Origin of the sequence: Embleya sp. NPDC127516 (assembly GCF_044765325.1) — a bacterium.
In the GTDB taxonomy this organism is placed as follows: Bacteria; Actinomycetota; Actinomycetes; order Streptomycetales; family Streptomycetaceae; genus Embleya.
In genome coordinates this window covers 102,473-124,860 of the sequence record NZ_JBIWJT010000016.1, presented here as the reverse complement: position 1 = coordinate 124,860, position 22,388 = coordinate 102,473, and the positions used below count along the sequence as shown (strand labels likewise).

Genomic DNA, 22,388 nt, shown 5'->3' with positions numbered 1-22,388 from the left:
GCTTGAGGACAAAGCAAGCCGCAGGCCCGCAAGCCCACGACGACAGGCAGTCACCCCAGCCCGCCCGGCGCCTGAGGACAAGCAGGCCGCAACCCACCCCAGCCCGTCCGGCGCTTGAGGACAAAGCAAGCCACAGGCTGGCAAGCCCACGACGACAGGCAGTCACCCCAGCCCGCCCGGCGCCTGAGGACAAGCAGGCCGCAACCCAACCCAGCCCGTCCGGCGCTTGAGGACAAGGCAGGCCGCCTGCCCCACAACCCACGCCCACCGGCAACGGCAGCGCCGCGTGCGCCGCGTGCGCCGCGTGCGTGTCAGCCACCCCGCCTAGCCTGAAAGGTATGTGCCGAAACATCACGACGCTCCGCGGACTCGACCCCGCCGCCACCGACGTGGAGATCGAAGCCGCCGCCCGTCAATACGTCCGCAAAGTAGGTGGCGTGCAGACCACGTCGACCCGCACCGAGGAGGCCGTCGAGCGCGCCGTCGCCGCGATCGCCGAGGCCACGAAGGTGCTGCTCGCCGAGCTCCCCGAGCGCCGCCAACCACCGCCCACCCTCCCCCCGCTACGCCGCCGCGAAGCCGCCGCACACGCCGCCGCCGAAGCCGCCCGAGCGCACACCCACCCGCACCCCCACGCTCCCGCCGAGGAGCCCGCCGACGCCCGCTGACCCCCTTCGCGAACCCCCACCAAACCCCGCCGAACCACCGCACAGACCACTTCGCGGGCCACTCCGGGGCCACTCGGATACGGGTCGGAAACGACTCGGAAAAGCCTTCGCCGACAGGCGTGGACACCCGCCTCGGACACCCGGTTGCCGGCCTCCGCCGCGTTATGGTGGATGGTCCCCGCCGCCCCCTTCGAGGAGCCTCACACACCGTGTCTGACTCGTTCGTTCACCTGCATGTCCACACCGAGTACTCGATGCTGGACGGAGCGGCGAAGAACGACAAGCTGTTCGCCGAGGTGGCCCGCCAGGGCATGCCGGCGGTGGCCATGAGCGACCACGGCAACATGTTCGGCGCCTACGAGTTCCAGGGCACGTCCAAGAAGCACGGCGTCAAGCCGATCATCGGCATCGAGGCGTACGTCGCCCCCAGCACCCGGCACGCCCGCCGCCCCGAGTTCTGGGCACCCGGCGGCAAGCGCGCCCCGAGCGAGGACGGCGAGGGCGGCAAGGACGTCTCCGGTGGCGGCCGGTACACCCACATGACGATGTGGGCGGAGAACGCCCAGGGCCTGCGCAACCTGTTCCGGCTCTCCAGCCTGGCGTCCATCGAGGGCTACTACATGAAGCCCCGGATGGACCGCGAGCTGATCGCGCAGCACCACGAGGGCATCATCGCCACCACCGGCTGCCCGTCCGGCGAGGTGCAGACCCGGCTGCGCCTGGGCCAGTACGACGAGGCGATCAAGGCGGCCTCGGCGTACCAGGACATCTTCGGCAAGGAGAACTACTTCCTGGAACTGATGGACCACGGCCTCGACATCGAGCGCACCGTGCGTCAGGACCTGCTGCGGATCGCCAAGGAACTGAGCATCCCGCTCCTGGCCACCAACGACTCGCACTACGTCACCGAGGACCAGGCCGACGCGCACGACTCGCTGCTGTGTGTGGGCGTGGGCAAGAACAAGGCCGACCCGAACCGGTTCAAGTTCGCCGGCACCGGCTACTACATCAAGACCTCCGACGAGATGCGCCGGCTGTTCGCCGAGGTGCCCGAGTCCTGCGACAACACCCTCGCGATCGCCGAGCGCATCCTGCCCTACGACGAGGTGTTCGCCGAGGTCAACCGGATGCCGCAGTTCGACGTCCCGGAGGGCGAGACGCAGGCGACGTACCTGCGCAAGAAGATCGCCGCGGGCCTCAAGCACCGGTTCGGCGACAACCCGAGCCAGGAGGTGCTGGACCGGATCGAGTTGGAGATGGGCGTGATCACGCCCATGGGCTTCGACTCCTACTTCCTCGTGGTCGCCGACATCTGCCAGTACGCCCGGGACAACGGCATCCCCGTCGGCCCCGGCCGCGGCTCGGCGGCCGGATCGATGGTCGCCTACCTCACCGGCATCACCGGCCTGAATCCGCTCGACTACGACCTGCTGTTCGAGCGCTTCCTCAACCCCGAGCGCATCAACCCGCCGGACGTCGACATCGACTTCGACGACCGCCAGCGCGACCAGATGGTGCGCTACGTCACCGAGAAGTACGGCTCCGCCTACACCGCACAGGTCAACACCTTCGGCACGATCAAGGCCAAGGCCGCGATCAAGGACTCCAGCCGGATCCTGGGCTTCCCGTTCGCCACCGGCGACCGCATCACCAAGGCGTACCCGCCGGACATCATGGGCAAGTCGATGCCGCTGGCGGGCATGTTCGACAAGGACCACGCGCGCTACACCGAGGCCGGCGAGATCCGCGCGCTGTACGAGTCCGACCCCGAAGTGAAGATGGTGATCGACACCGCGCGCGGCATCGAGGGCCTGACCCGCGGCACCGGTGTGCACGCCGCCGCGGTCATCCTGTCCTCGACGCCGCTGATCGACCTGATCCCGCTGCACCGGCGGGACAAGGACGGCGTGATCATCACCGGCTTCGACTACCCGTCGTGTGAGGCGATGGGTCTGGTCAAGATGGACTTCCTGGGTCTGCGGAACCTGGGCATCATCGATCACGCCATCAAGATCATCAAGGCCAACCGGGGTGTCGACGTCGACATCGAGAAGATCCCGCTCGACGACCCGACCACGTTCGAACTGCTGTCCCGGGGCGACACGTTGGGCGTGTTCCAGCTCGATGGCGGCCCCATGCGCGCGCTGCTCAAGCTGATGAAGCCCACCGAGTTCGAGGACATCTCCGCGGTCTCCGCGCTGTACCGGCCCGGTCCGATGGGCATGAACTCGCACATCAACTACGCACTCCGCAAGAACGGGCAGCAGGAGATCACGCCCATTCACCCGGAGTTGGAGAAGCCGCTCAACGAAGTGCTGGGCCCCACCTACGGTCTGATCGTGTATCAGGAGCAGGTGCAGCGTGCCGCGCAGGTGTTGGCCGGCTACAGCCTCGGCCAGGCCGACCTGCTGCGCCGGGCGATGGGCAAGAAGAAGAAGGAAGTCCTGGAGAAGGAGTTCATCCCGTTCCAGGCGGGTTGTCGCGAACGCGGCTACGGCGACGAGGCGATCCAGGCGGTGTGGGACGTACTGGTCCCGTTCGCCGGCTACGCGTTCAACAAGTCGCACTCGGCCGCGTACGGCCTGGTGTCGTACCAAACGGCCTATCTCAAGGCGAACTTCCCCGCCGAGTACATGGCCGCGCTGCTCACCTCGGTGGGCGATGAAAAGGACAAGATGGGCATGTACCTGGCCGACGCCAGGTCGGCCGGCATCCGGGTGCTCTCGCCGGACGTCAACGAGTCCGTGGCCGACTTCACCGCCGTCGGCTCCGACGTGCGATTCGGCCTGCGGGCGATCCGCAACGTGGGCGACAACGTGATCAACGACATCGTCGAAGCGCGTACGAGCAAGGGGAAGTTCAACTCGTTCGCCGACTTCCTGACCAAGATCGGCCTGCCCGCGTGCAACAAGCGCGCGGTGGAATCACTGGTCAAGGCCGGGTCGTTCGACGCCCTCGGGCACACCCGCCGGGCCCTGGTGGACGTCCACGAACAGGCCCTGGACGCGGTGGTGGGCCTGAAGAAGCAGGAGGCGGCGGGTCAGTACGACCTGTTCGGCGGCGGCGACGAGGCCACCGCGGAACCGGCCGTCGGGCTCGACTTCACGCTCACCGACCAGGAGTGGCCGCGCAAGCTCAAACTGGCCACCGAGCGCGAGATGCTCGGCCTGTACGTCTCCGCGCATCCGCTCGACGGCGCCGAGCACATCCTGTCCCGACACCGCGACACCTCGATCACCGAGCTGAAGAACTCGGGCCGGACCGAGGGCCAGGTGCAGTTGGCGGGCCTGATCACCGGCATCCAACGCAAGGTCAACAAGAGCGGTTCGCCGTGGGCGATGATCAACCTCGCCGACCACGACGGCGAGATCGAGGTGTTGTTCTTCCCGCAGTCGTACACGCTGGTCGCGCACGCGCTGGAGGAGGACGTCGCGGTCAGTATCAAGGGCCGGCTCAACGAACGCGACGGCGCGCTGAGCGTGTTCGGCTCCGAACTGGTCCCGCTCGACATCGGCTCGGCCGAACACGGCGGCAAGGCCCCGGTGTGCCTGCGGCTGCCCACCACCAAGGTCAACGAGAAGCTGGTGAAGGACATCAAGCGGGTGCTCTCCTCACACCCCGGGGACAACCCGGTGCACCTGATCCTGGAGAGCGCGCGCATGCGCACCCGCTACAACCTGGACTTCCGGGTCAACCCCGAGGGCGGCCTCGCCGGCGAGATCAAGTCGATGCTGGGCGCGGGGGTCTGGAGCATCTGAGCCGGTCCCGAACGGACCGGACCGACCGAGGGGTCGGGAGCACGAGCGTAACCCTCGTGCTCCCGACCCCTCGGCCGTCTCCGCCGACCCTCGGCTCTGTCCGCGGATCCCTCGATCGTCTCCGCGACCGGCGACCGGCGACCGGGCGCGGGGTGCTCAGGTGTGCGTGCGGTCGTACTCCTCGCGCGCGATCAGCACCTGCGCCATGTGGCCCTCCAGGTGCTTGATCAGGTCGAGCAGCTTGGCCGCCGTCGCGGCGCCCAGTTCGGTGAGCGTGTACTCCACCCGGGGCGGGATCGCGCTGTGCACCTCTCGGAGCACGAAGCCGTCCCGCTCCAGCGCCTGCAAGGTCTGCGCCAGCATCTTCTCGCTGACCCCGTCGACCCTGCGGCGCAGCGCGTTGAAGCGCATCGGGCCGTCGTACAGCCCGCCCAGGACCAGCACGCCCCAGCGGCCGGTGATGTGCTCCATGGCCGCACGCGAGACACACGCCTTCGCGAACACGTCGAACTCGAACTCCGGGGTCGGGTCCGGCCCGGTCTCGGTCTCGGTTTCCATCGCTGCCCCCTTCGTCGTGTGCGTCTGCGGCTGCGTCTGCATGCTTTGAGGCTACCTCCGAGTCAGCACTTTCGAAAGTGCTGCACTTTCCTGACGCTTGCGCTTTCGAAAAGTTAGTGCAATCGTTTGGACAGCGGCCGGACGACGGGTTCGGCGCGGAAGAGAGGAAGCTCGCCATGATCGTCGTCACCGGAGCCACCGGGCAGTTCGGCCGCCTCGTCATCGACGCCCTGCTGGAGCGCGGCACCCCCGCCTCGGAGATCGTCGCCGCGGTACGTACGCCGGCCAAGGCCGCCGACCTCGCCACCCGCGGGGTCGAGGTGCGCGAGGCCGACTACGAACGGCCGGAGACCCTCGTGCCGGCCTTCACCGGCGCGGACAAGCTGCTGTTCGTGTCCAGCAACGGTCCAGAGGCGGACCGGATCGCCCAGCACACCGCCGTGGTCGCCGCCGCCGCCGAGGCGCGGGTCGGACAGTTGATCTACACCTCCATCTACGCCGCGAGCGAGAGCCCGCTGGGCCTGTCCCGGGTGCACCGCGACACCGAGGCGCGGATCGCGGCCACCGGCCTGCCCGCCGTGCTGCTGCGCAACGGCTGGTACACCGAGAACTACACCGGCTCGCTGGCCGGCGCCGTCGAGCGCGGCGCGGTCGCCGGCTCCGCAGGCGAGGGCCGGATCGCGTCCGCCTCGCGCGCCGACTTCGCCGAGGCCGCGGCCGTCGTGCTGCGCAGCGACGACCAGGCCGGGAAGGTGTACGAACTCACCGGCGACCACAACTGGAGCCTGGCCGAGCTGGCCGCCGAGGCGGCGAAGCAGAGCGGCAAGGAGATCGCGTACGCGAACCTGCCGGCCGAGCAGTACACCGAGATACTCAACGGCGTCGGCCTCCCGCCGTTCCTCGTCGAGCTGATCGTGGACGCCGACGTCCAGATCTCCGACGGCGCGCTCGCCGGCGTCACCGGCGACCTGTCCGGCCTGCTGGGTCGCCCGACCACGCCGCTCGCGGACACGGTCGCGCTCGCGCTCAAGGGCTGACCGCGCACCCGTTCCGACGCCTCCCGACAGCAAGCGCCCCGAGCACGGCGGCAAGCCGACGCCCGGGGCGCTTCGGGCGCTCTCGGCGCTTCGGGCGGCGCGGATCGCCTCCCCACGTGCTCCACCGGATGGAAACCGCGCCGGGTACCCGCCCTCGGCACCCGCGTCCGGTCCCGCCCGACCGACTGCGGGGACACCCCGAGCGCATACGAATCGGTGCCCGCCGGCGACACCGCCGCTTCACCGGGTGAGCGCCTCCCCCGGCGCCGCCGGGGCGAGCAATCGCCGGAGCGCGGTGGGGGTGTACCCGAGTTCCTTCCGCACGGTCCGGGAAAGGTGCGCCTGGTCGGCGAAACCGAGGTCGACGGCGAGTACGGCCAAGCCGACCTCACCGGCCTCCAACCGATCCAGCACCGAACCGAGCCGAACCCGGTTCCGGTATCGGGTGATCGAAACACCCATCTCCCGGGAGAACACCCGACTCAGCCGGAACGGTGACACCCCGATCGACTGGGCCAGCGAGAGCAACGCGCCGGAGGCGGCGTCGCCGGTCGTGATCGCCTCGCGCGCCGCCGCAACCAGCCGCCGGTCGTCGGGCGCCGACTCGACCGGACGCGGTCGCGCCGCCATCCGGTCGACCGCGCACCGAATCAGGGTCAGCACCTGTTCGGCCAGCGCGTAGTCGACATCGCCGTCCTCGGCGGCCGACAGACACCGCCGGTGCGCGAGGTCGAGCGCCGCGTCGACGTACAGCGCCGAGCACGCGGGACCGCGACCCGGCTCGCCCGCCGCGTCCGCCCACAGTTCCGGCGCGACCCGCACGGACGTACACACGTCGCCACCGGCGGGGTGCGCGAAACGCTCCTCCTGCTTCGGGACGCCGACATAGCCGACGGTCGGATCCAGGTCGACGTCGACACCGTCGACCCAACGCCGAAATCGGCCACTGCGCACCAGCACGATCCGGTGGTCGTCACGCTCCTCGGGCGATGTCCAGTCCCGATGGTCACTCCGGCACCGCACCGCACTCACCACAAACGCGGGCCGATCGACAACATCCACCACGGACAACACACCTCCACGCTACGCCCGCCCCCCGACAGCACCCCCGCGTCGGCCGCACGGCACGCCACCGCCACCCCGCTCGGGCCGGCGCCCGCTCCACCCGCGACCCGCCTTCACCCGAACTCCACGCCCGTGCTCGCCCCGCCGCACATCGCCCCCGGCCACCCCGCGTGGTCCGCGCAAGGATGTTCAAGACCCGGGGGCGCGTGGGCGGCAGGCTCGGTGTGGGCGTGTATCGCGCCTTTGATGTTTCGATTCGGACCGGAGGATTGCCGTGACGCGCATCCAAGAAGAGCGCATCGTCGAAGCCGACGCCGATGACGTCTGGGCGATCATCGGCGAGTTCGAGACGGGGCCGGTGCGGATGGCTCCCGGGTTCGTCGTGGACAGCCGGCTGGAGGAGCCGGGCACACGGTTCGTCACCTTCGCCAACGGCATGACCGCCCGCGAGCGCCTGATCGAGCTCGATGCCGAGGAGCGCAGCTTCACCTATGCGGTGACCGGCGGCAGTGTCACGCCCACCCACGACCGGGCGACCATGCGGGTGCGGCCGACGGCCGAGGGCCGCTGCGTCTTCAGTTGGACCCGCGACGTACTTCCCGACGGTGTCGTGGAGCCGATGCGGCAGGCGATGGCGTACGGCGCGGACCTGATCAAGCTCACCATGGAGGACCTGGCCAAGGCGGCCGGCCGGGCGGGTTGAGCCCGGCCGGCCGCCCCGATTCAGCCCAGTTCGGCCTCGATCAGGTCGGCCGCGCGACGGGTACCGCCCTCCGCGAGGGCATCGGCCCGCAGTCCGGCGGAGCGCGCGGCCACCTCCGGGTCCGAGGTCAGCGCGAGGAGCGCGCCGCGCAGGGCTTCCGGCGTGGCGTCCTCGGTGTCCAGGCGGCGGGCCACGCCCAGCTCGACCAGCCGATCCGCGTTGCCGAACTGGTCGACGCCCTGCGGTACGGCGATCATCGGCACACCGGTGATCAGCCCTTCGCCGCTGCCGCCCATCCCCGCGTGCGTGACGAACGCGTCGGCCTGCCGCAGAATGGCCAACTGCGGCACCCAGGAGTGCAGTTCCACGTTGGCCGGGAGTACGCCGAGGTCCGCCGGGTCGGTGTGCCGGCCGATCTGGAGCACCACGTGCCACCCCGGCAGGTCGCCGAAGGCGGCGAGGCACCGCCGGTAGAACTCCGGCTGTCGGGTGAAGGCCGAGCCCAGCGAGATCAGCAGCACCCGCTCCGCGCCGACCGGGCGGGTCCATTCCCCCTGATCCTCACGGCGGCCCAGGCACGGGCCGACGAAGTCGACCACGTCCGGGTCCACGAGTTCCGCGTTCGGCTGCATCGCGCGCGCGACGGTGGCCACCACCCGGCGCGGCCGTCCACCGAACGTGTCCACGTCCGTGGTGGTCGCACCGGCTTCCGCCAGCCAGGCGGCGAAGCGCGCCCAATACGCGTCCGCGCCCGGCAACTGCTTCATTCCGGGCAGCACTTCGTCCTCGTACCCGCGCCAGGCCACGTACGTCGGCGACAGTTGCACGATCGGCCGGTCCTGACGCTCGGCCAGCGCGCGGGCGGCGTACGCGCCGATGTCGTAGAGGTAGAGGTCCGCCGGGTCGTGGTCGTACGCCGCGCGCAGTTGCGGCAGCGCCTGGATCGCGTCGTCCAGGAACACACCCATCGCGGCGATCGCATCGGCCGGCCAGTCGTTGTCGGCGACCGGCAGCGTGGAGCGGTACGGCACGAACTCGGCGCCGGTCGGCGCGATCAGTTCGGCGACGGCGGGGTCGTTGGCGTAACTGACGCGGTGGCCGCGATCGGCCAGTTCGCGGATGACTTCGAGGCTGGGCAGGACATGGCTGACGGCGGGGATGCCGATCATCGCGATGTGCGCACGGCGACGTGACATGGGAGTTCTCGTTTCGGATCTACGGCGGGTGGACACGGCAGCCCGACCACCCGGGCGTCGGCGCACGATGCGGGCGCCACCCGGTGCGGGCCGATCGAGGGCACGGCCCTCGCCGGTGTCAGCCGTAGAACTGAAGGAAGTACATCCCTCGACGATATCCCGAGCACTCGGCACCGACCAACCGACTTTCCGGATCACACTCATCCTGCCGCGTGGAGTCGCATGCAGGCCGAGGTCGACCCGGGTAACCGCGTGGGCGGCCGTCCGGGTCACGCGGGCCGGACGTGCAGATCCGTCCCGGTCGTCCCCGGCACCTCGACACCCGGCAGCAGCCGCATGTCGTGGTCGTAGTCGCCACCGACCAGCGACCGGAACGCGACCGGCTCGTCGGTGAAGAGCCCTTCGAGGCGTCGCCCGAACTCCAGCTTCGCCGCCTCGAACCGCTCCTCCGACACGTCGTGCGCGCCGAACACCGCGAACGGTTCCAGCGGCGTCATGCCGGCGAACCAGAACAGGCCGTGCTGCATCGGGTACAGCAGATCCGCCAACCGCCCGTGGATACCCCGGTCGGAGAACGCCGACTCCCGGGCACCGGCCGTCACCGACACCAGCGCACGCCGCCCGGCCAGCGCGCCTTCGCTGTACGGCGGCGGGACCGCCGGACCGTAGCCGAATCCGGCGGTGAACACCCGGTCGATCCAGCCCTTCATGATCGCGGGCACCGAGAACCACCACATCGGGAACTGCAGGATCACCGCGTCCGACCAGCGCACCTTCTCCTGCTCGACGGCGATGTCCGCCGCCAGGCGCCCGGCCAGCGTGGCCTGCTCCGAGTCGGCCATCACCGCGAACCGTTGTTCCGGGTCCCGGCTCGGGAAGTCGTCGGTGTCCACACTCGCCTTCCACTTCATCGCGTAGAGGTCCGACACCCGCACCTCGTGGCCCGCGGCGCGCAGTTCGTCGACCGCGAAGGCGGCCAAGGCGGCGTTGAGCGACCGGGGTTCCGGGTGGGCGCTGACGACGAGGATCTTCTTCGGCTCCTCGGTCCGGCCGGACTGCTGCTGGTGCTGGTGCGACTGCGACGTGGTTTCGGTCATGACGCAACGCTCTCCCGGACGCGCCGGGGCAGCCAGTACCCGGTTCAACCGGCGGAATGGCGTTCCTGGTACTCCGAAGACCAGGAACGGGACGGCAGGGCACGGCAGACGGGACGAGACGCGGCGCCGGTGCGCCGGGCCACGCACGCACCGCCCGGGCGCCGCGAGGGCCACGCATACTGGACCATATGAACGGCGTGAACCGCACCGAACGCACCGAACGCACCGACGACATGGAGAACCGCACCTCAGGGGCCGTCGACGGCGTCGGCGACACCCGGCGCGCGCTCGGCGGCTTCCTGCGCGCTCGCCGCGAGCGGATCGCCCCGGAGAACGTCGGACTCGTCGGCGGCGGCCGACGGCGGGTACGCGGGCTGCGTCGCGAGGAGCTGGCCCAGCTCGCCGGGATCAGCGTGGACTACTACGTCCGGCTCGAACAGGGCCGGGCCACCCAGCCCTCCCCCGAGGTGCTGGACGCGCTCGCCAGGGCGCTCGGCCTCGACGCCGCCGAGCGCCGGCACCTCACCACGCTGACCGCCGCCAAGCGCGATCCGGCGCCCGCGACCCGGGTCAGCCCGCTGCTGCAACAGGTGCTGGACTCGATGACCCGGTTGCCGGCCTTCGTGACGAACCATCGCCTGGACGTGGTGGCCTGGAACGACCTGGGCGCCGAGCTGGTCGGCGGCCTGGCCGACCCGGGCCGCCGGGATCCGAACAACGCCCGGTACTTCTTCCTCGACCCCGGCTCCCGAGTCGTCTTCCCCGAGTGGGAGGAGCGGGCGGGCGACGCGGTGGGCCAGCTCCGAGTCGCCGCCGGGCTCTACCCGGGCGATCCGGAACTGGCCGAGCTGATCACCGAACTGTCCGCGCACAGCGCCGACTTCCGGCGGATCTGGGCGACCGGCAAGGTGCTGATGTGCTCGGCGGGCCGCAAACAGGTGCGACACCCGCGGGTCGGCCTGATGCACCTGGACTACGAGACGTTGCGGGTACCCGTCCCGTCCGGCGAGACCGGCCTGGAAATCCACATCTTCTGCGCCCCCGAACACAGCCCGGACGCCCGGGCCCTCGCCGAACTGGCCACCATCACGGCATCGGCATCGGCGACAGCCTCGGCGTCGGCCGAAGACGCGACACCCGCGACGGAGGCGCTCAGCCCTTCGATCGGGTGAAGCACACGAACCGGCCGACCGTACGCCCGCCCATCCGCACCGCCACCCGCACCGCCGGTCCGTCTCGGCTCACACGTCGAGGATCTCCGTGTTCTGGCAGGCGACCAAGAGCCGGCGTCCCGCCTCCTTCGCCATGACATAGAGCGGCGTGCCCGGGTTCCCGGTGGGCCGACCGTCGAGCGTCAGGTACTGGGCGTGCACCTTGACCGCCGCGACGTCGGGGCGGATGTGCGTGTTCGAGCGTTGCGATCACCCGCTTGATCGCCGCGATCTCGACTTCCCGTACCGGTCCATTGCCATCGGTCGTAGTCATGGGACCAGCCTGCAACTTCAACCGAACTTCAGATCAAGAGCCCGCAGGACCGATCGGCTCCACGTCCACCGCGTCCTGCTTTCGAGGCGACGGCGCGTGCTTGGCCGCGTAGCGGCGGGCCTTGGTGCGGTTTCCGCAGACGCGCATCGAGCACCAGCGTCGGCTGCGGTTCTTGGACACGTCCCAGAACACCCACGCGCAAGCGTGCTCCGGGCAGCGTTTGAGCCGGGTCGACTCGCCGGTGCCGACCAGGTCGCCCCAGGCGATCGCGAGTCGGGCCAACGCCCCTTCCACCGGCGGCAGTTCCGGACTCGGTACGAAGCGCCCGGGTGGCTCGCCGGTGCCCAACTCGAACACCACCGGCAGGGCGCGCAGCACCTCGTCGGCCTGCCGGAGCGATTGCGGATCGGGCACGTCACCGACCGGTACACCGAGCCTCTCCCGCAGGCCGGCGCGCAGTCGTAGCGCCGCGTCGAGGTCCGCCTGGCCGAGCCCGGCACGGGGGTCGAGCAGTTCCCAGGCGACCAGCCACGCGCCGAGTCGGGACGGCGTGACCAGTTCGTCCGTACCGAGTTCGACGTCGACAGTGTTCACGAATGCCTGGATCAGCACTGCCGAAGCGGGTGCTTCGAGCATCGGGGCCTCCATGGTGCGCGTCGGGTCCGGTCGGGCCGGGCCGCGTTCGCGGCGCGTCGCGACCTCGGTGCGGCCCGGGCACCAGTCTACCGCCGCGCTAACCGGCTATCGAGTTTACCGGTTGACGTGTCGTGCGTGCCGATGTCACCATCGACGCGGCGCACTAACCGGTGAAAGCCTTTGGGTAGTTAGGACATGCGATGGCCCCGCAGAACGTCCGAACCGTGCCGACCGCCCCGAAACGCGAGCGGGACCGCAACCGGCCGGCTCCTGCGAAGCCCGAGCCCGAGCCGAAGCCCACGCCGCGACCGAAGCCCGAGCCGAGCCCGGCGCCGAGCCCGGCGCCGAGCCCGCCCGGCACCCGGAACACCGCCGTCCTGCTGGCCTTCACCCTCGTCACCAACCTGGCGGACGGGATCACCAAGATCGCGCTGCCGGTGCTGGCCACCCGCAGTACCGATTCCCCGGCGCTGATCTCCCTGGTCTCGCTGACCCTGACCCTGCCGTGGCTGCTGTTCGCGCTGCCCGTCGGCGTACTGGTGGACCGCGCCGATCGGCGCAGGTTGTTGTGGCTGGCCGACGGGCTGCGGTTGCTCGCCATCGGCGGGCTGATCACGATCGTGCTCGCCGGCCGGGTCACCGTCGCCGTGCTCGCGATCGGCGGGCTGGTCCTGGGCGTGGCCGAGGTGATCGCGCTGACCTCGACCTCGGCGCTGATCCCGGCGATCGTGCCGCGCGCGGACCGGGAACGCGCCAACGCGCTGATCACCGGTGTCGAGACGGCCGCCAACGAATTCGCCGGACCGTTCGTGGGCGGCCTGCTGCTCGCCGCCGGCACCGGCCTCGCGCTCGGTGCGACCTGGGTCGCCTACCTCGCCGCGAGCCTGCTGCTGCTCCTGCTCACCGGCCGCTTCCGGGCCGTACGCCGGGCCGACCCGGGCGCGGACGACGCTGCGGGCGAGCCGTCGACCGGTACGCCCGGAGCCGGTGTCGCCGCCGAGTCCATCGGTCGGCAGATCGGCGCCGGTCTGGGCTTCCTCTGGCGCGATCGCCTGCTGCGCACGATGTCGCTCATCCTCACCGTGCTGTTCGCGAGCTGGGGCGCCTGGCTGGCCCTGATGCCGCTGGTCGCGCACGACCTGATGCACCTGTCCGCCCGCGAGTACGGGGTCGTGCTGAGCGCGCTGGGCGTCGGCGGCCTGCTCGGCGCGGTGCTCGTCGGTCGGCTCAACCGACTGATCGGCCACCGTCGGGTGCTGCTCGCCGACCTGATCGGCACCGTGGCGATGATGGCGGTGCCGGCGGTGACCACCGACCTGTGGGCGGTGGCCGGCGCGGCCTTCGTCGGCGGCATGGGCGGCACGCTGTGGTCGGTGAACTACCGGCTGATCGGTCAGAACCTGGTTCCCGAGCACATGATGGGCCGGTACAGCGGTGCCTCCCGGCTGCTCGGCTGGGGTGCGCTGCCGGTCGGCGCGGGCCTGATCGGCGTCCTCGCGCAGTGGTTCGGGGTACGCGCCGCGTTCCTGGTGTTCGCGCTCGCCGCGGCGGCGACGATCCCGGTGTTCCTGATCGCCGTCACCGAGGAACGGCTGGCTCCCGCGCTGCGCATGCCCGATTCGGCCGACGCCGGGTGACACCAGGTGACGCCCGGTGCGGGTGACGCCGCGAGCCGGTCGGCCCCGACCGATCCGCGAGACATCCGCCGCGCGGCGGTCCCGGCCGATCCCGTCTACACGCCCATGTCCTCCGCGAGTTCGCCGCCGACCTCGGCCGTGGCCCGCCCCGCGCTCACCGTCGTGCTCGCCTGTCTGGGCGTGTTCGCCTCGTACGTGCCGATCGGCGGGGTGGCGGTGTCCCTGCCCACCATCGCGCGCGGGTTGCACGCGTCCACCAGCGATCTCCAGTGGATCAGCGACATCTTCATCCTGCCGATGGCGGCACTGAGCCTGACCTTCGGCCTGATCGGCGACCTGTACGGGCGCAAGAAGGCGTTCCCGGCCGGCCTCGCCCTGCTCGCGATCGGCTCGGCCACCAACCTCACCGCGCACAGCGTCACCCAGGTCTGGGTGGGCCAGGCACTGTCCGGCGCGGGCGGCGCGGCCCTGCTCACCTCCAGCCTGGCGCTGATCAGCCACGCCTATCCGGACTTCCGGGCCCGCGCCAAGGCCATCTCCGCGTGGGCCGCGTCCCTGGGCCTGGGCCTGTCGCTGGGCCCGCTGCTGAGCGGGATCATCCTCGAACACGCCTCGTGGCGCTGGATCTTCGCGCCGATCGTGCTGGTCTGCCTGATCGGTGTCCTGGTCGCGGCGATCCTCCTGGAGGACTCCCGGTCGCCGCACGGCCGGGCGATCGACGTCCCGGGCCAGATCGCCGCGATCATCGCGATCACCGGCCTGATCTACGGCGTGATCGAGGGCGGCACGATCGGCTGGACCGACGGCCCGGTCCTGGCCGCGTTCGCGCTCGCGGTGCTGGGCCTGGCCGCGTTCATCGTGATCGAGCACCGCTCGGCGACCCCGATGTGGTCGCTCAGGCTGTTCTCCTCGCGCGCGTTCACCGGCGCCGGTGTGGTCACCATGCTCACCATGTTCGGCCTGGTCGGGATCGTCTTCTCGCGCAGCCTGTTCTTCGGCAACGTCCAGCGGCCGAGCGCACTCGAGATCGCCTACCGGTTCCTGCTCATCAACGGGCTCACCGTGCTGATCGGCCCGATCGTCGGCCGGTTGATGGGCCGGATCGCCTCCGGCGCCCTGCTCACCGCCGGGCTGGTGATCACCGGCATCGGCATGTTGACCCTGAACACCCTGGAACCGGACACCGGATTCGCCGCGCTGGTCGGACCGCTCGCGGTGATCGGGGTGGGCTTCGCGTTCGTGATGACGCCGATCACCTCGGTCGCGGTGACCAGCGTGCCGCACCACCTGGCGGGCATGGCCAGCGCGGACAACAACACCCTGCGCCAACTCGGCGGCGCGCTCGGCCCGGCCGTCCTGGGCGCGGTGCTGACCAGCCGGATCGTCGTGGTCCTGCCGGACCACCTGGCCGGCTCGGGCCTGTCCGCCACCGACCGCGACCACGTCGACGCGGCGGTCTCCGCCGACGGCGTCTCGGCGGCCGGCCATCTGGGCCTGGCCCCCGAGGCCACCGAAAAGGCACTGTCCGCCGTCGGCGAGAGCTTCGCGGACGCGCTGCACCTGTGCATGACCATCGCGGGGGTGGGGATGTTCGTGGCAGCCGCGATCACCGTGCTGATGATCGGTGTGCGCCGGTCCAAGCACGCGGGCGGCGTGACCGCACGGCACGTACCCGCACCCGCGACCGCCGCCACCACCACCGCCACGCTCTCGACCTCCACGTCGGCGTGACGCGGTGCCGCTCGCCGATCCGTACGCTCGGCGAGCGGCACCGTGCCCGAAACCCCGCGGCCGGACAGGACCTAGCCGACCGGCACCCGTGCCCGCCCGCGCAGACCGAACGTGGTGACCACCGCGCCCAGCAGCACGCCCGCCAGCGGCACGAGCAACGCCGTCCGGAAGCCGTCCAGTTCCGAGCCGCCCGCGCCGGCCAGCACCGCCGTCACGGCGGACAGGCCCAGCGCAGCGCCGAACTGGAAGGCGGTGTACAGCAGTCCGCCGGCCAGACCCTGCTCGTCCTCCTCGATGCCGTCCGTCGCGGTGATCGTGAGCGGCCCGTACGCCAGCGAGAAGGCGAGCCCGAGCAACAACATCGTCGGGAACATCGCCGCGTACGAGGTGTCCGCGTCGATCGACAGGAACAGCGCGTACGCCAGCGCGGCCAGCAACATCCCGCCCAGGATCACCCGCAGGTTGCCGAACCGATCGACCAACCGCGGCGTCACCGTCGGCGCGAGCACCGCGTCCACGCCGACCGCCAGCAGTGCGAAGCTGGTCTCCAGGGTCGACCAGCCGCGTACCTCCTGGAGGTAGAACACCGCGACGAACTGGAACCCGAAGAACGAGCCCGCGAACAACATCGCGCCCAGATTGGCCCGCACCAGCGCGCCCGAGCGCAGGATGCCGAGCCGCACCAGCGGCGTGCCGGCCCGCCGTTCGGCGGCCACGAACACGACCAGCAGCGCGATCCCGCCCGCGAAGACCGCGATCGTCCAGCCCCAGCCGTGTGCCGGGTGCTCCAGCCGGACCACGCCGTACACCAGCAACAACATCGAGCCGGTCACGCTGATCGCGCCCGCGACGTCGAAGCCCTGACCGTTGCGCTCGGGTCGGCCGTCCTTGGGGATCAGCGCCGACGCCACCACCAGGATCACCGCGGCCAGCACGACCGGTACGAAGAACACCAGACGCCAGTCGATCGCGGTCAACAGGCCGCCGATCACCAGGCCCAGTGAGAAGCCACCCGCCGCGGTGCCCGCGTAGAACAGCAGCGCCCGGTTGCGCTGCGGCCCCTCGGGGAAGCTCGTGGTGATGATGGCCAGACCGGCCGGAGTCATGAAGGCGGCCGAGGCGCCGGTCACGAAGCGCGCGACGATCAGCATCCAGCCCTCGGTGGCGAACCCGCCCAGACCGGAGAAGACCAGGAACACGGTCAACCAGAAGAGGAACATCCGCCGCCGGCCGAGCAGATCGGCGGTGCGCCCGCCCAGGAGCATGAAACCGGCGTAGGCGAGCACGTACGCGCTCATCACCCAGCTGACCGCACCGGTGGACATGCCCAGGTCCTCGCGGATGGTCGGCAGCGCCACGTTGAGCATCGCGACGTCGATGCCCTCCAGGAAGATCGCGCCACACAGCACGATCAACATGCCCCACGCGCGGGCACCCATCCGTCCTGCGTCGTTCTCCGCCGGCGTGTGCGGTGCTCTCGGCGAGCCCGCCTCGCTCGGTGCCGGGAGGAAGGCGGGTGGGACGGAGGGAGTGGACGAGGCGGAAGCGGTGGACGAGGACGTGGATGCGGACATGCGGCAGCCCCTGGGGACGCTGGACACGGGTGAGGTGGGGTCGAGGCTCCGGGAGGTCGGTTATCCGAACGAACCCGGTTCCCTCTTGTAACCACCCCCATCCTTGGGCAGCATCGTCTCCCATGGAAGAAGGCACTTCGAAGGAACCGACCCTCTGCACGAGTAACCACGACTACGACGCGCATCAGTGGGACGTCCGCGAAGGGTGCGAGGTACGCCAGATCCTGGACCGGGTCGCCGACAAGTGGTCGCTCCTGGTGATCGCGATCCTGGAGAGCCGCACACTGCGCTTCACCGAGCTGCGCCGGGCGATCGACGGGATCAGCCAGCGCATGCTCACCGTGACACTGCGTCAGCTCGAACGCGACGGTCTGGTGCGGCGCACCGTGTACCCGGTGGTCCCGCCGCGGGTGGACTACGCGCTCACCCCGATGGGCACGACGCTGCACACCACGATCCGGTCCCTGATCACCTGGACCGAGGAGCACCAGGAACAGATCGCACGGGCCCGGGCCGAGTACGACGCACGCGCCGACGCCGACGCCCGATTGGCCTCCGCCGACCTGTGAGCCGGAGCCGGCCGCTGAACCGGGCCGGTCGGAACCGCGGGCCGCGGGCCGCAGGTGAGGATGTCCAGGTGGAGGGTCGTACGACTCGACCGGGTCGTCGCCGCCGTCGTGATCCACCCGGTGCCGCATCACCGCGGTCGAGACCCCGATGATCGCGGCCCCGTCGAGCCCCATGACCAGCGCGCTCGACACCAGGGCCGCGCGGGCCCACCGGCGACGCGGCGATAGCGGGGCGGAAGGCGTCCTGACGATCGCGCTCGAGCGTCGGCCAAACGTCGTCATCCTTCGATCGTGGCCACCGGGACTCCCTCCGGATGGGCCGTGGCCACCGGGACTTCCTCCGGATGGCCTGCGATCAGCGCGACGATGTTCTCCGAGAGGGTGCGTGCCGCTCGTCTGATCGCGGTGCCGGTCATGCCCGCGACATGAGGCGTGAGAACCGCGTTGGGGAGACCCGTCAGTGGTGAGGCGAACCGGCCGTGTTCGAGGGCGAAGACGTCGACCGCGGCAGCCGCCAGGGGTGCCGCGTCGTCACGGAGCGCCCGCGCCAACGCCTCCTCGTCGACGACGCCGCCACGGCTGACGTTGACCAGGATCGCCCCCGGGCGCATCAAACCGAGTTCCCGATCCCCGATCAGATCCCTCGTCGCCTCGGAGAGCGGGCAGTGCAGGGAGAGCACATCGACGCCGGCGAGCAGTTCGTCGAGCGAGGCCGCGAACCCCATGCCGGCCTCCCGCGCCATGGCAGGGGTGAACCGCGGTGATCCGAAGGCGGTGACGCCCATGCCGAGCGCCCGGGCACGCCACGCGAGTTCCGTCCCGCTCCGGCCCGGTCCGACGATCCCGAGCGTCAGATCGGCCAGTTCCGGCGGGAACGACATCCGGGCGGGACGCCAGCGGGCCCGATGGGCCTCCCGGTCGAGGGCGACGAGGTTCCTGGTCAGCGCGAGGATCATCGCCAGGGCGTGCTCCGCGACGGCGACGGCGTTCAATCCCGGCGTATGGGTCACCACGACGCCCCTCTCCCCGGCGGCGTGCTTGTCGATGTTGTCGGTACCGGCCCCCACCTGCCCGATCACCCGAAGCCGCCGATCCAGCCCCGGTCCCGTTGCGGCCCGCAGGAGCGGCTCCCGCAGCGGCAGATTCGCCCTGGTCTTGATCACATCGAAGCCGACGCCGTCCCCGACGACGGCATCGACAACCCGCCCCTCGTCGAACCCATCCACATCCAGAAACCCGACCAGCCCCGCCCACCGTCTCCGAATCTCGTCCCGGTCGGCCAGGCGCCACAGGTTGAGCGTCACCTCGAAACCCGCCCGCAACAACGGCTCCAACTCGTCTGCGACGAACTCACCGGGCGCCGAGTCCAGGATCAGAATCCGGGCGACGGGCTTGACGGCCATATCCAGTGCCTTCCGTTCCGGAGGGGTTCGGACGGCCGGGCGCTTCGACCCGTTCGATCGAGCCGACCCACCGACGACCGGGCATCCCGACCCCTCGCGCTACATCCCCGCAGGTCACGGCGTGTCCGGGGATACTCGCCGCATGTTCGATCCGATACCGGTACTCTGCCGGTGGGCAAATGCGGATCACACCGCAAGCACCCAACCGGGCCGTTAGCTCAATTGGCAGAGCAGCGGACTTTTAATCCGCGGGTTCAGGGTTCGATCCCCTGACGGCCCACCCGCAACGACCAGGGCATCCCTTGATCATCAAGGGATGCCCTGGTCGTTTCTGGTTGCAGCCGTGGTTGCAGTTACCCCCAGAGGGCCGTACCGACGCGGTCCGTCGCCTTGGCCGCCAGGCTCGACGAGATGTGCATGTATCGGCGGGCGATGGTGATCGAGGAGAGGCCGAGCACCTCCTGGACCACCTCCGCGCCGGCGCCCTGCTCGACGAGCAGCGTTGCCGCGGTGTGTCGGCCGTCGTGCACGCGCACGTGAGCGATGCCGACCTCCTGAAGCAGGTCCCTCCACTCCTCCCAGTCGGTGTGAGGTTCGATCGGTTGACCGGTGGGCCCCGCAAAGACCAGGTCCAGGTCGGTCCACCGGTCGCCAGCGGCGAGCTTCTCGCGGGACTGCGCCGCCTTGTGCGTTCGCAACCGCTGTACGAGCGCCGGCGGGAGGGTCAGCGTCAGGTTGCCGCCGCGCTTGCCCTTGCCCTTGCGTCGCGCGAAGTGCCAGCCACCGCCGACGCGATCCGGGCATTCGCGAGCGTGAGCCGTACACGTCGGCGTGCACGCCGGCGGGCACTTCGTGTGCTTGGTGCAGTTGTCGGCGCATCCGGCGCGGTGGTAGCGCGTTCCGCATGTCCGCGGGTCCTCGCACCCGTGGCTGAACCGGGTTCGCTTGATCTGCCACCAGACATGCATTTGCCGAGCGTCGAGGTCGATGTACTCCCACCGCATCCCGAGCACCTCGCACTGTCGCAGGCCGAGCGCCAGTCCAACGGACCACCTGGCCCCGTTGCGTCGAGCGTCGGCCACGCCGAGCACGCGCCGGGCCTCTTCCCGGCTCAGCGGCTCGATCTCCACTTCCTCACCTGACGGAGCATCGACCAGGGCAGCAACGTTGCGACCGACCGCGCCGCGGCGGACGGCGATCTTCAGCGCCCGCGAAAGGATGCGGTGGATCTGAACGATCGTGTTCTTGGACAGGCCCTGCTGCCCGAGCCAGATGTAGAAGGCGTCCAAATGCTCAGGCTGGAGGCGATCCAGCCGGTGCCTGCCGAGCCGCGGCACGATCCAGTTCATGACCTTGGGTCGATAGGTACTGTCCAGGGTCGACTGCTCAACGGACCGCGGAGCGATCGTCGTGATCCACAGCACCATCCACGCCTCGACCGTCAATGCCTTGCCCGTCTTGGGCACCGTCCCCGCATCACGCTGCGCCTCCAGCGCCCGAACCTTGGCCGTCACCACCGCCTCACTCTGGCCGGTGCGGTGGCGACGGTCGGGTTTACCGTTCTCCTTCACCCCCATGGTCACCCAGCCGTGCCACCGGCCGTCCTCACCGAGATAGATCGATGACCGGCCATTCGACGTTCGGCCGGATTGTCGCGCCATTGTGCGTCCCCCAGGGATGTCCCGAATCGGTCTCTTTCCCGTAACGACGACCTGTTACCGACCGGTGTCGCTTGCCTGGTTCGGCGGATTGGGCTTAGGTACGCCTTTATCTTCCGCCGAAATATATTTCGACGATGCTTCCTGTCCGGCGCGCGACTTCCAGCCCGCCGAATAGGCCTTGAACTCACGGTCCCGCTGTTCGACGATCCATCCCCGGATCACGACCAGCGCGAGCCACGTCAGTCCTGTGATGCCGACCAGCACGCCGAGACTCCCCATCGTGTGCTGGTCCTTCGCCATGCCCGTGATCACGAGCCCGAATCCACCCATCGCCACCACCACGCCGGCCGCGACCCCGATACGTCCCACGATCACCCTTCCGCGTCGCCCCCAAGAAGGTCGCCCTGACCACCTGGAACTGACTCCTCATTGAGCTGTTTCCGGAGCATCCAGGCTGCCATTTCTCGGACCCGCGCATCCTTCACACCCACGCGAGTCACGGCCTCTTCGGGGGTCAGAATTTGGTCATCCGACGATACCTGCGTAGCGGTTGGATGTCTGGGAGTTAGCGGAAGATCTTCTTCCGTTAGCTTTCCGGAACGAATCAGCATTTCCCGTACCTCAACATTCAGGACTTTCGCAAGCCTGATCATGCTGTCGAGGTCGGGCATGGTCTCGGCCTTGAGTAGACGGCCGACGGAGGACGCGGACATGCCCGCGTCTGCCGCGAGCTGGCTCCGGCCGCCGCCACGTGGACTGTCGAGGTCATAGCCGCGTTCGACGGCTCGGTCGTATACCCATCGGGCGTACGCGACTAGCGCGTCGTCCTGGTCGTGTCTCCGCATGTGTGCAGGCTAGCCCGCATGCACGCAAGCTAAATCGACATTGCATGCATGCAAGCTAGCGCGGCATCGGTTCCCGGCCAACCGTGCAGCGTATGTCCACGTTCGCACAAACGTTCGCATGATGCACGTCATTCTCGACTCGGCCTACTTGCTTGCATGCAAGCTATTTAGCGTCTACGGTAATTGCACGGCCGCAAACAGCCTGGTGGCCGTCCTACCTATGGGGGTGAACATGCCAACCCTGATCAGCTACAGCGTGCGCACCGACCGCCTGCGAGAGGCTGCCGCCGCACAAGGCGATCACACGGGCCAGGCGATCCACCGCACTACCGGCGTGTCCGCAGGGGTGATCAGTCGAACGCTTAACGGCCGCACCGTGCCGTCGCTCAACACCTTGATGCGCCTCGGTACGCCCTACGGCCTGAGCCTCAACGACCTCATCGGCGATGCCCGGTGAACCGGCAGATGGTCATCCCGAACCGGCTCCTGCACCCGGTCAAGGAGGCGGCTGCGCTGCTCGGCATCGGCCGCACCGCCGTGTACGAGCTGATCAAGACCGAAGAGCTGACCTCGACGATGCTCGCGGGCCGTCGACTCATCCCGTACGCCGCGCTGGTCAAGTACGCCGCGGCGCAAGTGGCCGCCGACCAAGGCGACATCGAACAGCCGACAGACGACGGCTCGGCGTGAATTCGGCTTGAAACAGCCGATGGCCGCCCCGGTTGGGACGGCCAGCCCACCGGCTGCGGAGACAGCGGGACACCT

21 protein-coding genes and 1 tRNA gene are annotated in these 22,388 nt (G+C 69.9%); 11 read left to right on the top strand and 11 right to left on the bottom strand.

From position 1 onward, the window contains the following. Positions 1-338 precede the first annotated feature (338 nt). Positions 339-668: a DUF2277 domain-containing protein gene (locus ACIRL2_RS29360; protein ID WP_395864551.1), complete on the top strand. Its 330-nt coding sequence runs from the start codon at positions 339-341 to the stop codon at positions 666-668. Positions 669-877: 209 nt separating this feature from the next. Next, a complete protein-coding gene (gene dnaE / locus ACIRL2_RS29355; protein ID WP_402235954.1) occupies positions 878-4,426 on the top strand; it encodes a DNA polymerase III subunit alpha in 3,549 nt (1,182 codons plus the stop codon). Between the two features lie 156 nt (positions 4,427-4,582). Here the strand turns inward: dnaE and ACIRL2_RS29350 are convergent, their stop codons facing one another. Continuing rightward, on the bottom strand, positions 4,583-4,984 hold the full coding sequence (locus tag ACIRL2_RS29350; protein WP_395864555.1) for a winged helix-turn-helix transcriptional regulator: 402 nt from the start codon (positions 4,982-4,984) through the stop codon (positions 4,583-4,585). Positions 4,985-5,160: 176 nt separating this feature from the next. Here ACIRL2_RS29350 and ACIRL2_RS29345 point away from each other — a divergent pair, with 176 nt between their 5' ends. Then, positions 5,161-6,021, top strand: coding sequence for an SDR family oxidoreductase (locus tag ACIRL2_RS29345; protein ID WP_402235950.1), 861 nt, complete (start codon positions 5,161-5,163; stop codon positions 6,019-6,021). A 240-nt stretch (positions 6,022-6,261) separates the two neighbouring features. Here the strand turns inward: ACIRL2_RS29345 and ACIRL2_RS29340 are convergent, their stop codons facing one another. Beyond that, on the bottom strand, positions 6,262-7,086 hold the full coding sequence (locus ACIRL2_RS29340) for a helix-turn-helix domain-containing protein (protein ID WP_402235947.1): 825 nt from the start codon (positions 7,084-7,086) through the stop codon (positions 6,262-6,264). 274 nt (positions 7,087-7,360) lie between these two features. Here ACIRL2_RS29340 and ACIRL2_RS29335 point away from each other — a divergent pair, with 274 nt between their 5' ends. Then, positions 7,361-7,789: an SRPBCC family protein gene (locus tag ACIRL2_RS29335; protein WP_395864561.1), complete on the top strand. Its 429-nt coding sequence runs from the start codon at positions 7,361-7,363 to the stop codon at positions 7,787-7,789. A gap of 20 nt (positions 7,790-7,809) precedes the next feature. Here ACIRL2_RS29335 and ACIRL2_RS29330 read toward each other — a convergent pair whose 3' ends face one another. Further along, on the bottom strand, positions 7,810-8,985 hold the full coding sequence (locus ACIRL2_RS29330) for a macrolide family glycosyltransferase (RefSeq protein ID WP_402235944.1): 1,176 nt from the start codon (positions 8,983-8,985) through the stop codon (positions 7,810-7,812). 269 nt (positions 8,986-9,254) lie between these two features. Further along, the gene (locus ACIRL2_RS29325; protein ID WP_402235941.1) at positions 9,255-10,082 is read right to left on the bottom strand and encodes an NAD(P)H-dependent oxidoreductase; all 828 of its coding nucleotides are present in this window, start codon (positions 10,080-10,082) and stop codon (positions 9,255-9,257) included. A 188-nt stretch (positions 10,083-10,270) separates the two neighbouring features. On the opposite strand from ACIRL2_RS29325, the gene ACIRL2_RS29320 reads away from it, so the two are divergent. After that, complete coding sequence (locus ACIRL2_RS29320) at positions 10,271-11,254, top strand: helix-turn-helix transcriptional regulator (protein WP_402235938.1); 984 nt, start codon at positions 10,271-10,273, stop codon at positions 11,252-11,254. Between the two features lie 69 nt (positions 11,255-11,323). Here the strand turns inward: ACIRL2_RS29320 and ACIRL2_RS29315 are convergent, their stop codons facing one another. Next, complete coding sequence (locus ACIRL2_RS29315; RefSeq protein ID WP_395864569.1) at positions 11,324-11,455, bottom strand: hypothetical protein; 132 nt, start codon at positions 11,453-11,455, stop codon at positions 11,324-11,326. Positions 11,456-11,600: 145 nt separating this feature from the next. Beyond that, positions 11,601-12,203, bottom strand: a complete 603-nt coding sequence (locus tag ACIRL2_RS29310) for a CGNR zinc finger domain-containing protein (RefSeq protein WP_402235935.1) — start codon at positions 12,201-12,203, stop codon at positions 11,601-11,603. Between the two features lie 200 nt (positions 12,204-12,403). Here ACIRL2_RS29310 and ACIRL2_RS29305 point away from each other — a divergent pair, with 200 nt between their 5' ends. Beyond that, entirely contained in the window at positions 12,404-13,840 is a 1,437-nt protein-coding gene (locus ACIRL2_RS29305) for an MFS transporter (RefSeq protein ID WP_402235932.1), read from the top strand. Positions 13,841-13,846: 6 nt separating this feature from the next. Then, positions 13,847-15,571, top strand: a complete 1,725-nt coding sequence (locus tag ACIRL2_RS29300; RefSeq protein ID WP_402235929.1) for an MFS transporter — start codon at positions 13,847-13,849, stop codon at positions 15,569-15,571. Between the two features lie 71 nt (positions 15,572-15,642). On the opposite strand, the gene ACIRL2_RS29295 is transcribed toward ACIRL2_RS29300, so the two are convergent. Further along, on the bottom strand, positions 15,643-17,010 hold the full coding sequence (locus ACIRL2_RS29295) for an MFS transporter (protein WP_395864577.1): 1,368 nt from the start codon (positions 17,008-17,010) through the stop codon (positions 15,643-15,645). Positions 17,011-17,267: 257 nt separating this feature from the next. On the opposite strand from ACIRL2_RS29295, the gene ACIRL2_RS29290 reads away from it, so the two are divergent. Continuing rightward, positions 17,268-17,714: a winged helix-turn-helix transcriptional regulator gene (locus ACIRL2_RS29290; protein ID WP_395864579.1), complete on the top strand. Its 447-nt coding sequence runs from the start codon at positions 17,268-17,270 to the stop codon at positions 17,712-17,714. A 278-nt stretch (positions 17,715-17,992) separates the two neighbouring features. Here ACIRL2_RS29290 and ACIRL2_RS29285 read toward each other — a convergent pair whose 3' ends face one another. Then, positions 17,993-19,117, bottom strand: a complete 1,125-nt coding sequence (locus tag ACIRL2_RS29285) for an NAD(P)-dependent oxidoreductase (RefSeq protein ID WP_402235926.1) — start codon at positions 19,115-19,117, stop codon at positions 17,993-17,995. Between the two features lie 207 nt (positions 19,118-19,324). Here ACIRL2_RS29285 and ACIRL2_RS29280 point away from each other — a divergent pair. Beyond that, a tRNA-Lys gene (locus ACIRL2_RS29280) sits at positions 19,325-19,397 on the top strand. A 73-nt stretch (positions 19,398-19,470) separates the two neighbouring features. Here ACIRL2_RS29280 and ACIRL2_RS29275 read toward each other — a convergent pair. From ACIRL2_RS29275 to ACIRL2_RS29265, 3 genes are read right to left on the bottom strand one after another with little or no spacing between them, the layout of a single operon-like run. Then, positions 19,471-20,778 carry a tyrosine-type recombinase/integrase gene (locus ACIRL2_RS29275; protein WP_402235923.1) on the bottom strand — a complete coding sequence of 436 codons (1,308 nt, stop codon included), beginning with the start codon at positions 20,776-20,778 and terminating at the stop codon, positions 19,471-19,473. 54 nt (positions 20,779-20,832) lie between these two features. After that, a complete protein-coding gene (locus ACIRL2_RS29270; RefSeq protein WP_402235920.1) occupies positions 20,833-21,147 on the bottom strand; it encodes a hypothetical protein in 315 nt (104 codons plus the stop codon). Between the two features lie 2 nt (positions 21,148-21,149). Then, positions 21,150-21,623, bottom strand: coding sequence for a helix-turn-helix domain-containing protein (locus ACIRL2_RS29265; protein ID WP_402235918.1), 474 nt, complete (start codon positions 21,621-21,623; stop codon positions 21,150-21,152). Positions 21,624-21,741: 118 nt separating this feature from the next. Between ACIRL2_RS29265 and ACIRL2_RS29260 the strand changes: the two genes are divergently transcribed. Beyond that, entirely contained in the window at positions 21,742-22,080 is a 339-nt protein-coding gene (locus tag ACIRL2_RS29260) for a helix-turn-helix domain-containing protein (RefSeq protein WP_402235916.1), read from the top strand. A gap of 8 nt (positions 22,081-22,088) precedes the next feature. Further along, entirely contained in the window at positions 22,089-22,313 is a 225-nt protein-coding gene (locus ACIRL2_RS29255) for a helix-turn-helix domain-containing protein (RefSeq protein WP_402235913.1), read from the top strand. The last annotated feature ends 75 nt before the right edge of the window (positions 22,314-22,388 follow it).

Bases quoted from the DNA above. Each gene is read 5' to 3' on its own strand.
- ACIRL2_RS29330 (WP_402235944.1), bottom strand. From the start codon at position 8,985: ATGTCACGTCGCCGTGCGCACATCGCGATGATCGGCATCCCCGCCGTC.
- ACIRL2_RS29320 (WP_402235938.1), top strand. From the start codon at position 10,271: ATGAACGGCGTGAACCGCACCGAACGCACCGAACGCACCGACGACATG.
- ACIRL2_RS29310 (WP_402235935.1), bottom strand. From the start codon at position 12,203: ATGCTCGAAGCACCCGCTTCGGCAGTGCTGATCCAGGCATTCGTGAAC.
- ACIRL2_RS29275 (WP_402235923.1), bottom strand. From the start codon at position 20,778: ATGGCGCGACAATCCGGCCGAACGTCGAATGGCCGGTCATCGATCTAT.
- ACIRL2_RS29295 (WP_395864577.1), bottom strand. From the start codon at position 17,010: ATGGGTGCCCGCGCGTGGGGCATGTTGATCGTGCTGTGTGGCGCGATC.
- ACIRL2_RS29345 (WP_402235950.1), top strand. From the start codon at position 5,161: ATGATCGTCGTCACCGGAGCCACCGGGCAGTTCGGCCGCCTCGTCATC.
- ACIRL2_RS29260 (WP_402235916.1), top strand. From the start codon at position 21,742: ATGATGCACGTCATTCTCGACTCGGCCTACTTGCTTGCATGCAAGCTA.
- ACIRL2_RS29265 (WP_402235918.1), bottom strand. From the start codon at position 21,623: ATGCGGAGACACGACCAGGACGACGCGCTAGTCGCGTACGCCCGATGG.
- ACIRL2_RS29255 (WP_402235913.1), top strand. From the start codon at position 22,089: ATGGTCATCCCGAACCGGCTCCTGCACCCGGTCAAGGAGGCGGCTGCG.
- ACIRL2_RS29350 (WP_395864555.1), bottom strand. From the start codon at position 4,984: ATGGAAACCGAGACCGAGACCGGGCCGGACCCGACCCCGGAGTTCGAG.
- ACIRL2_RS29305 (WP_402235932.1), top strand. From the start codon at position 12,404: ATGGCCCCGCAGAACGTCCGAACCGTGCCGACCGCCCCGAAACGCGAG.
- ACIRL2_RS29285 (WP_402235926.1), bottom strand. From the start codon at position 19,117: ATGGCCGTCAAGCCCGTCGCCCGGATTCTGATCCTGGACTCGGCGCCC.
- ACIRL2_RS29325 (WP_402235941.1), bottom strand. From the start codon at position 10,082: ATGACCGAAACCACGTCGCAGTCGCACCAGCACCAGCAGCAGTCCGGC.
- ACIRL2_RS29290 (WP_395864579.1), top strand. From the start codon at position 17,268: ATGGAAGAAGGCACTTCGAAGGAACCGACCCTCTGCACGAGTAACCAC.
- ACIRL2_RS29360 (WP_395864551.1), top strand. From the start codon at position 339: ATGTGCCGAAACATCACGACGCTCCGCGGACTCGACCCCGCCGCCACC.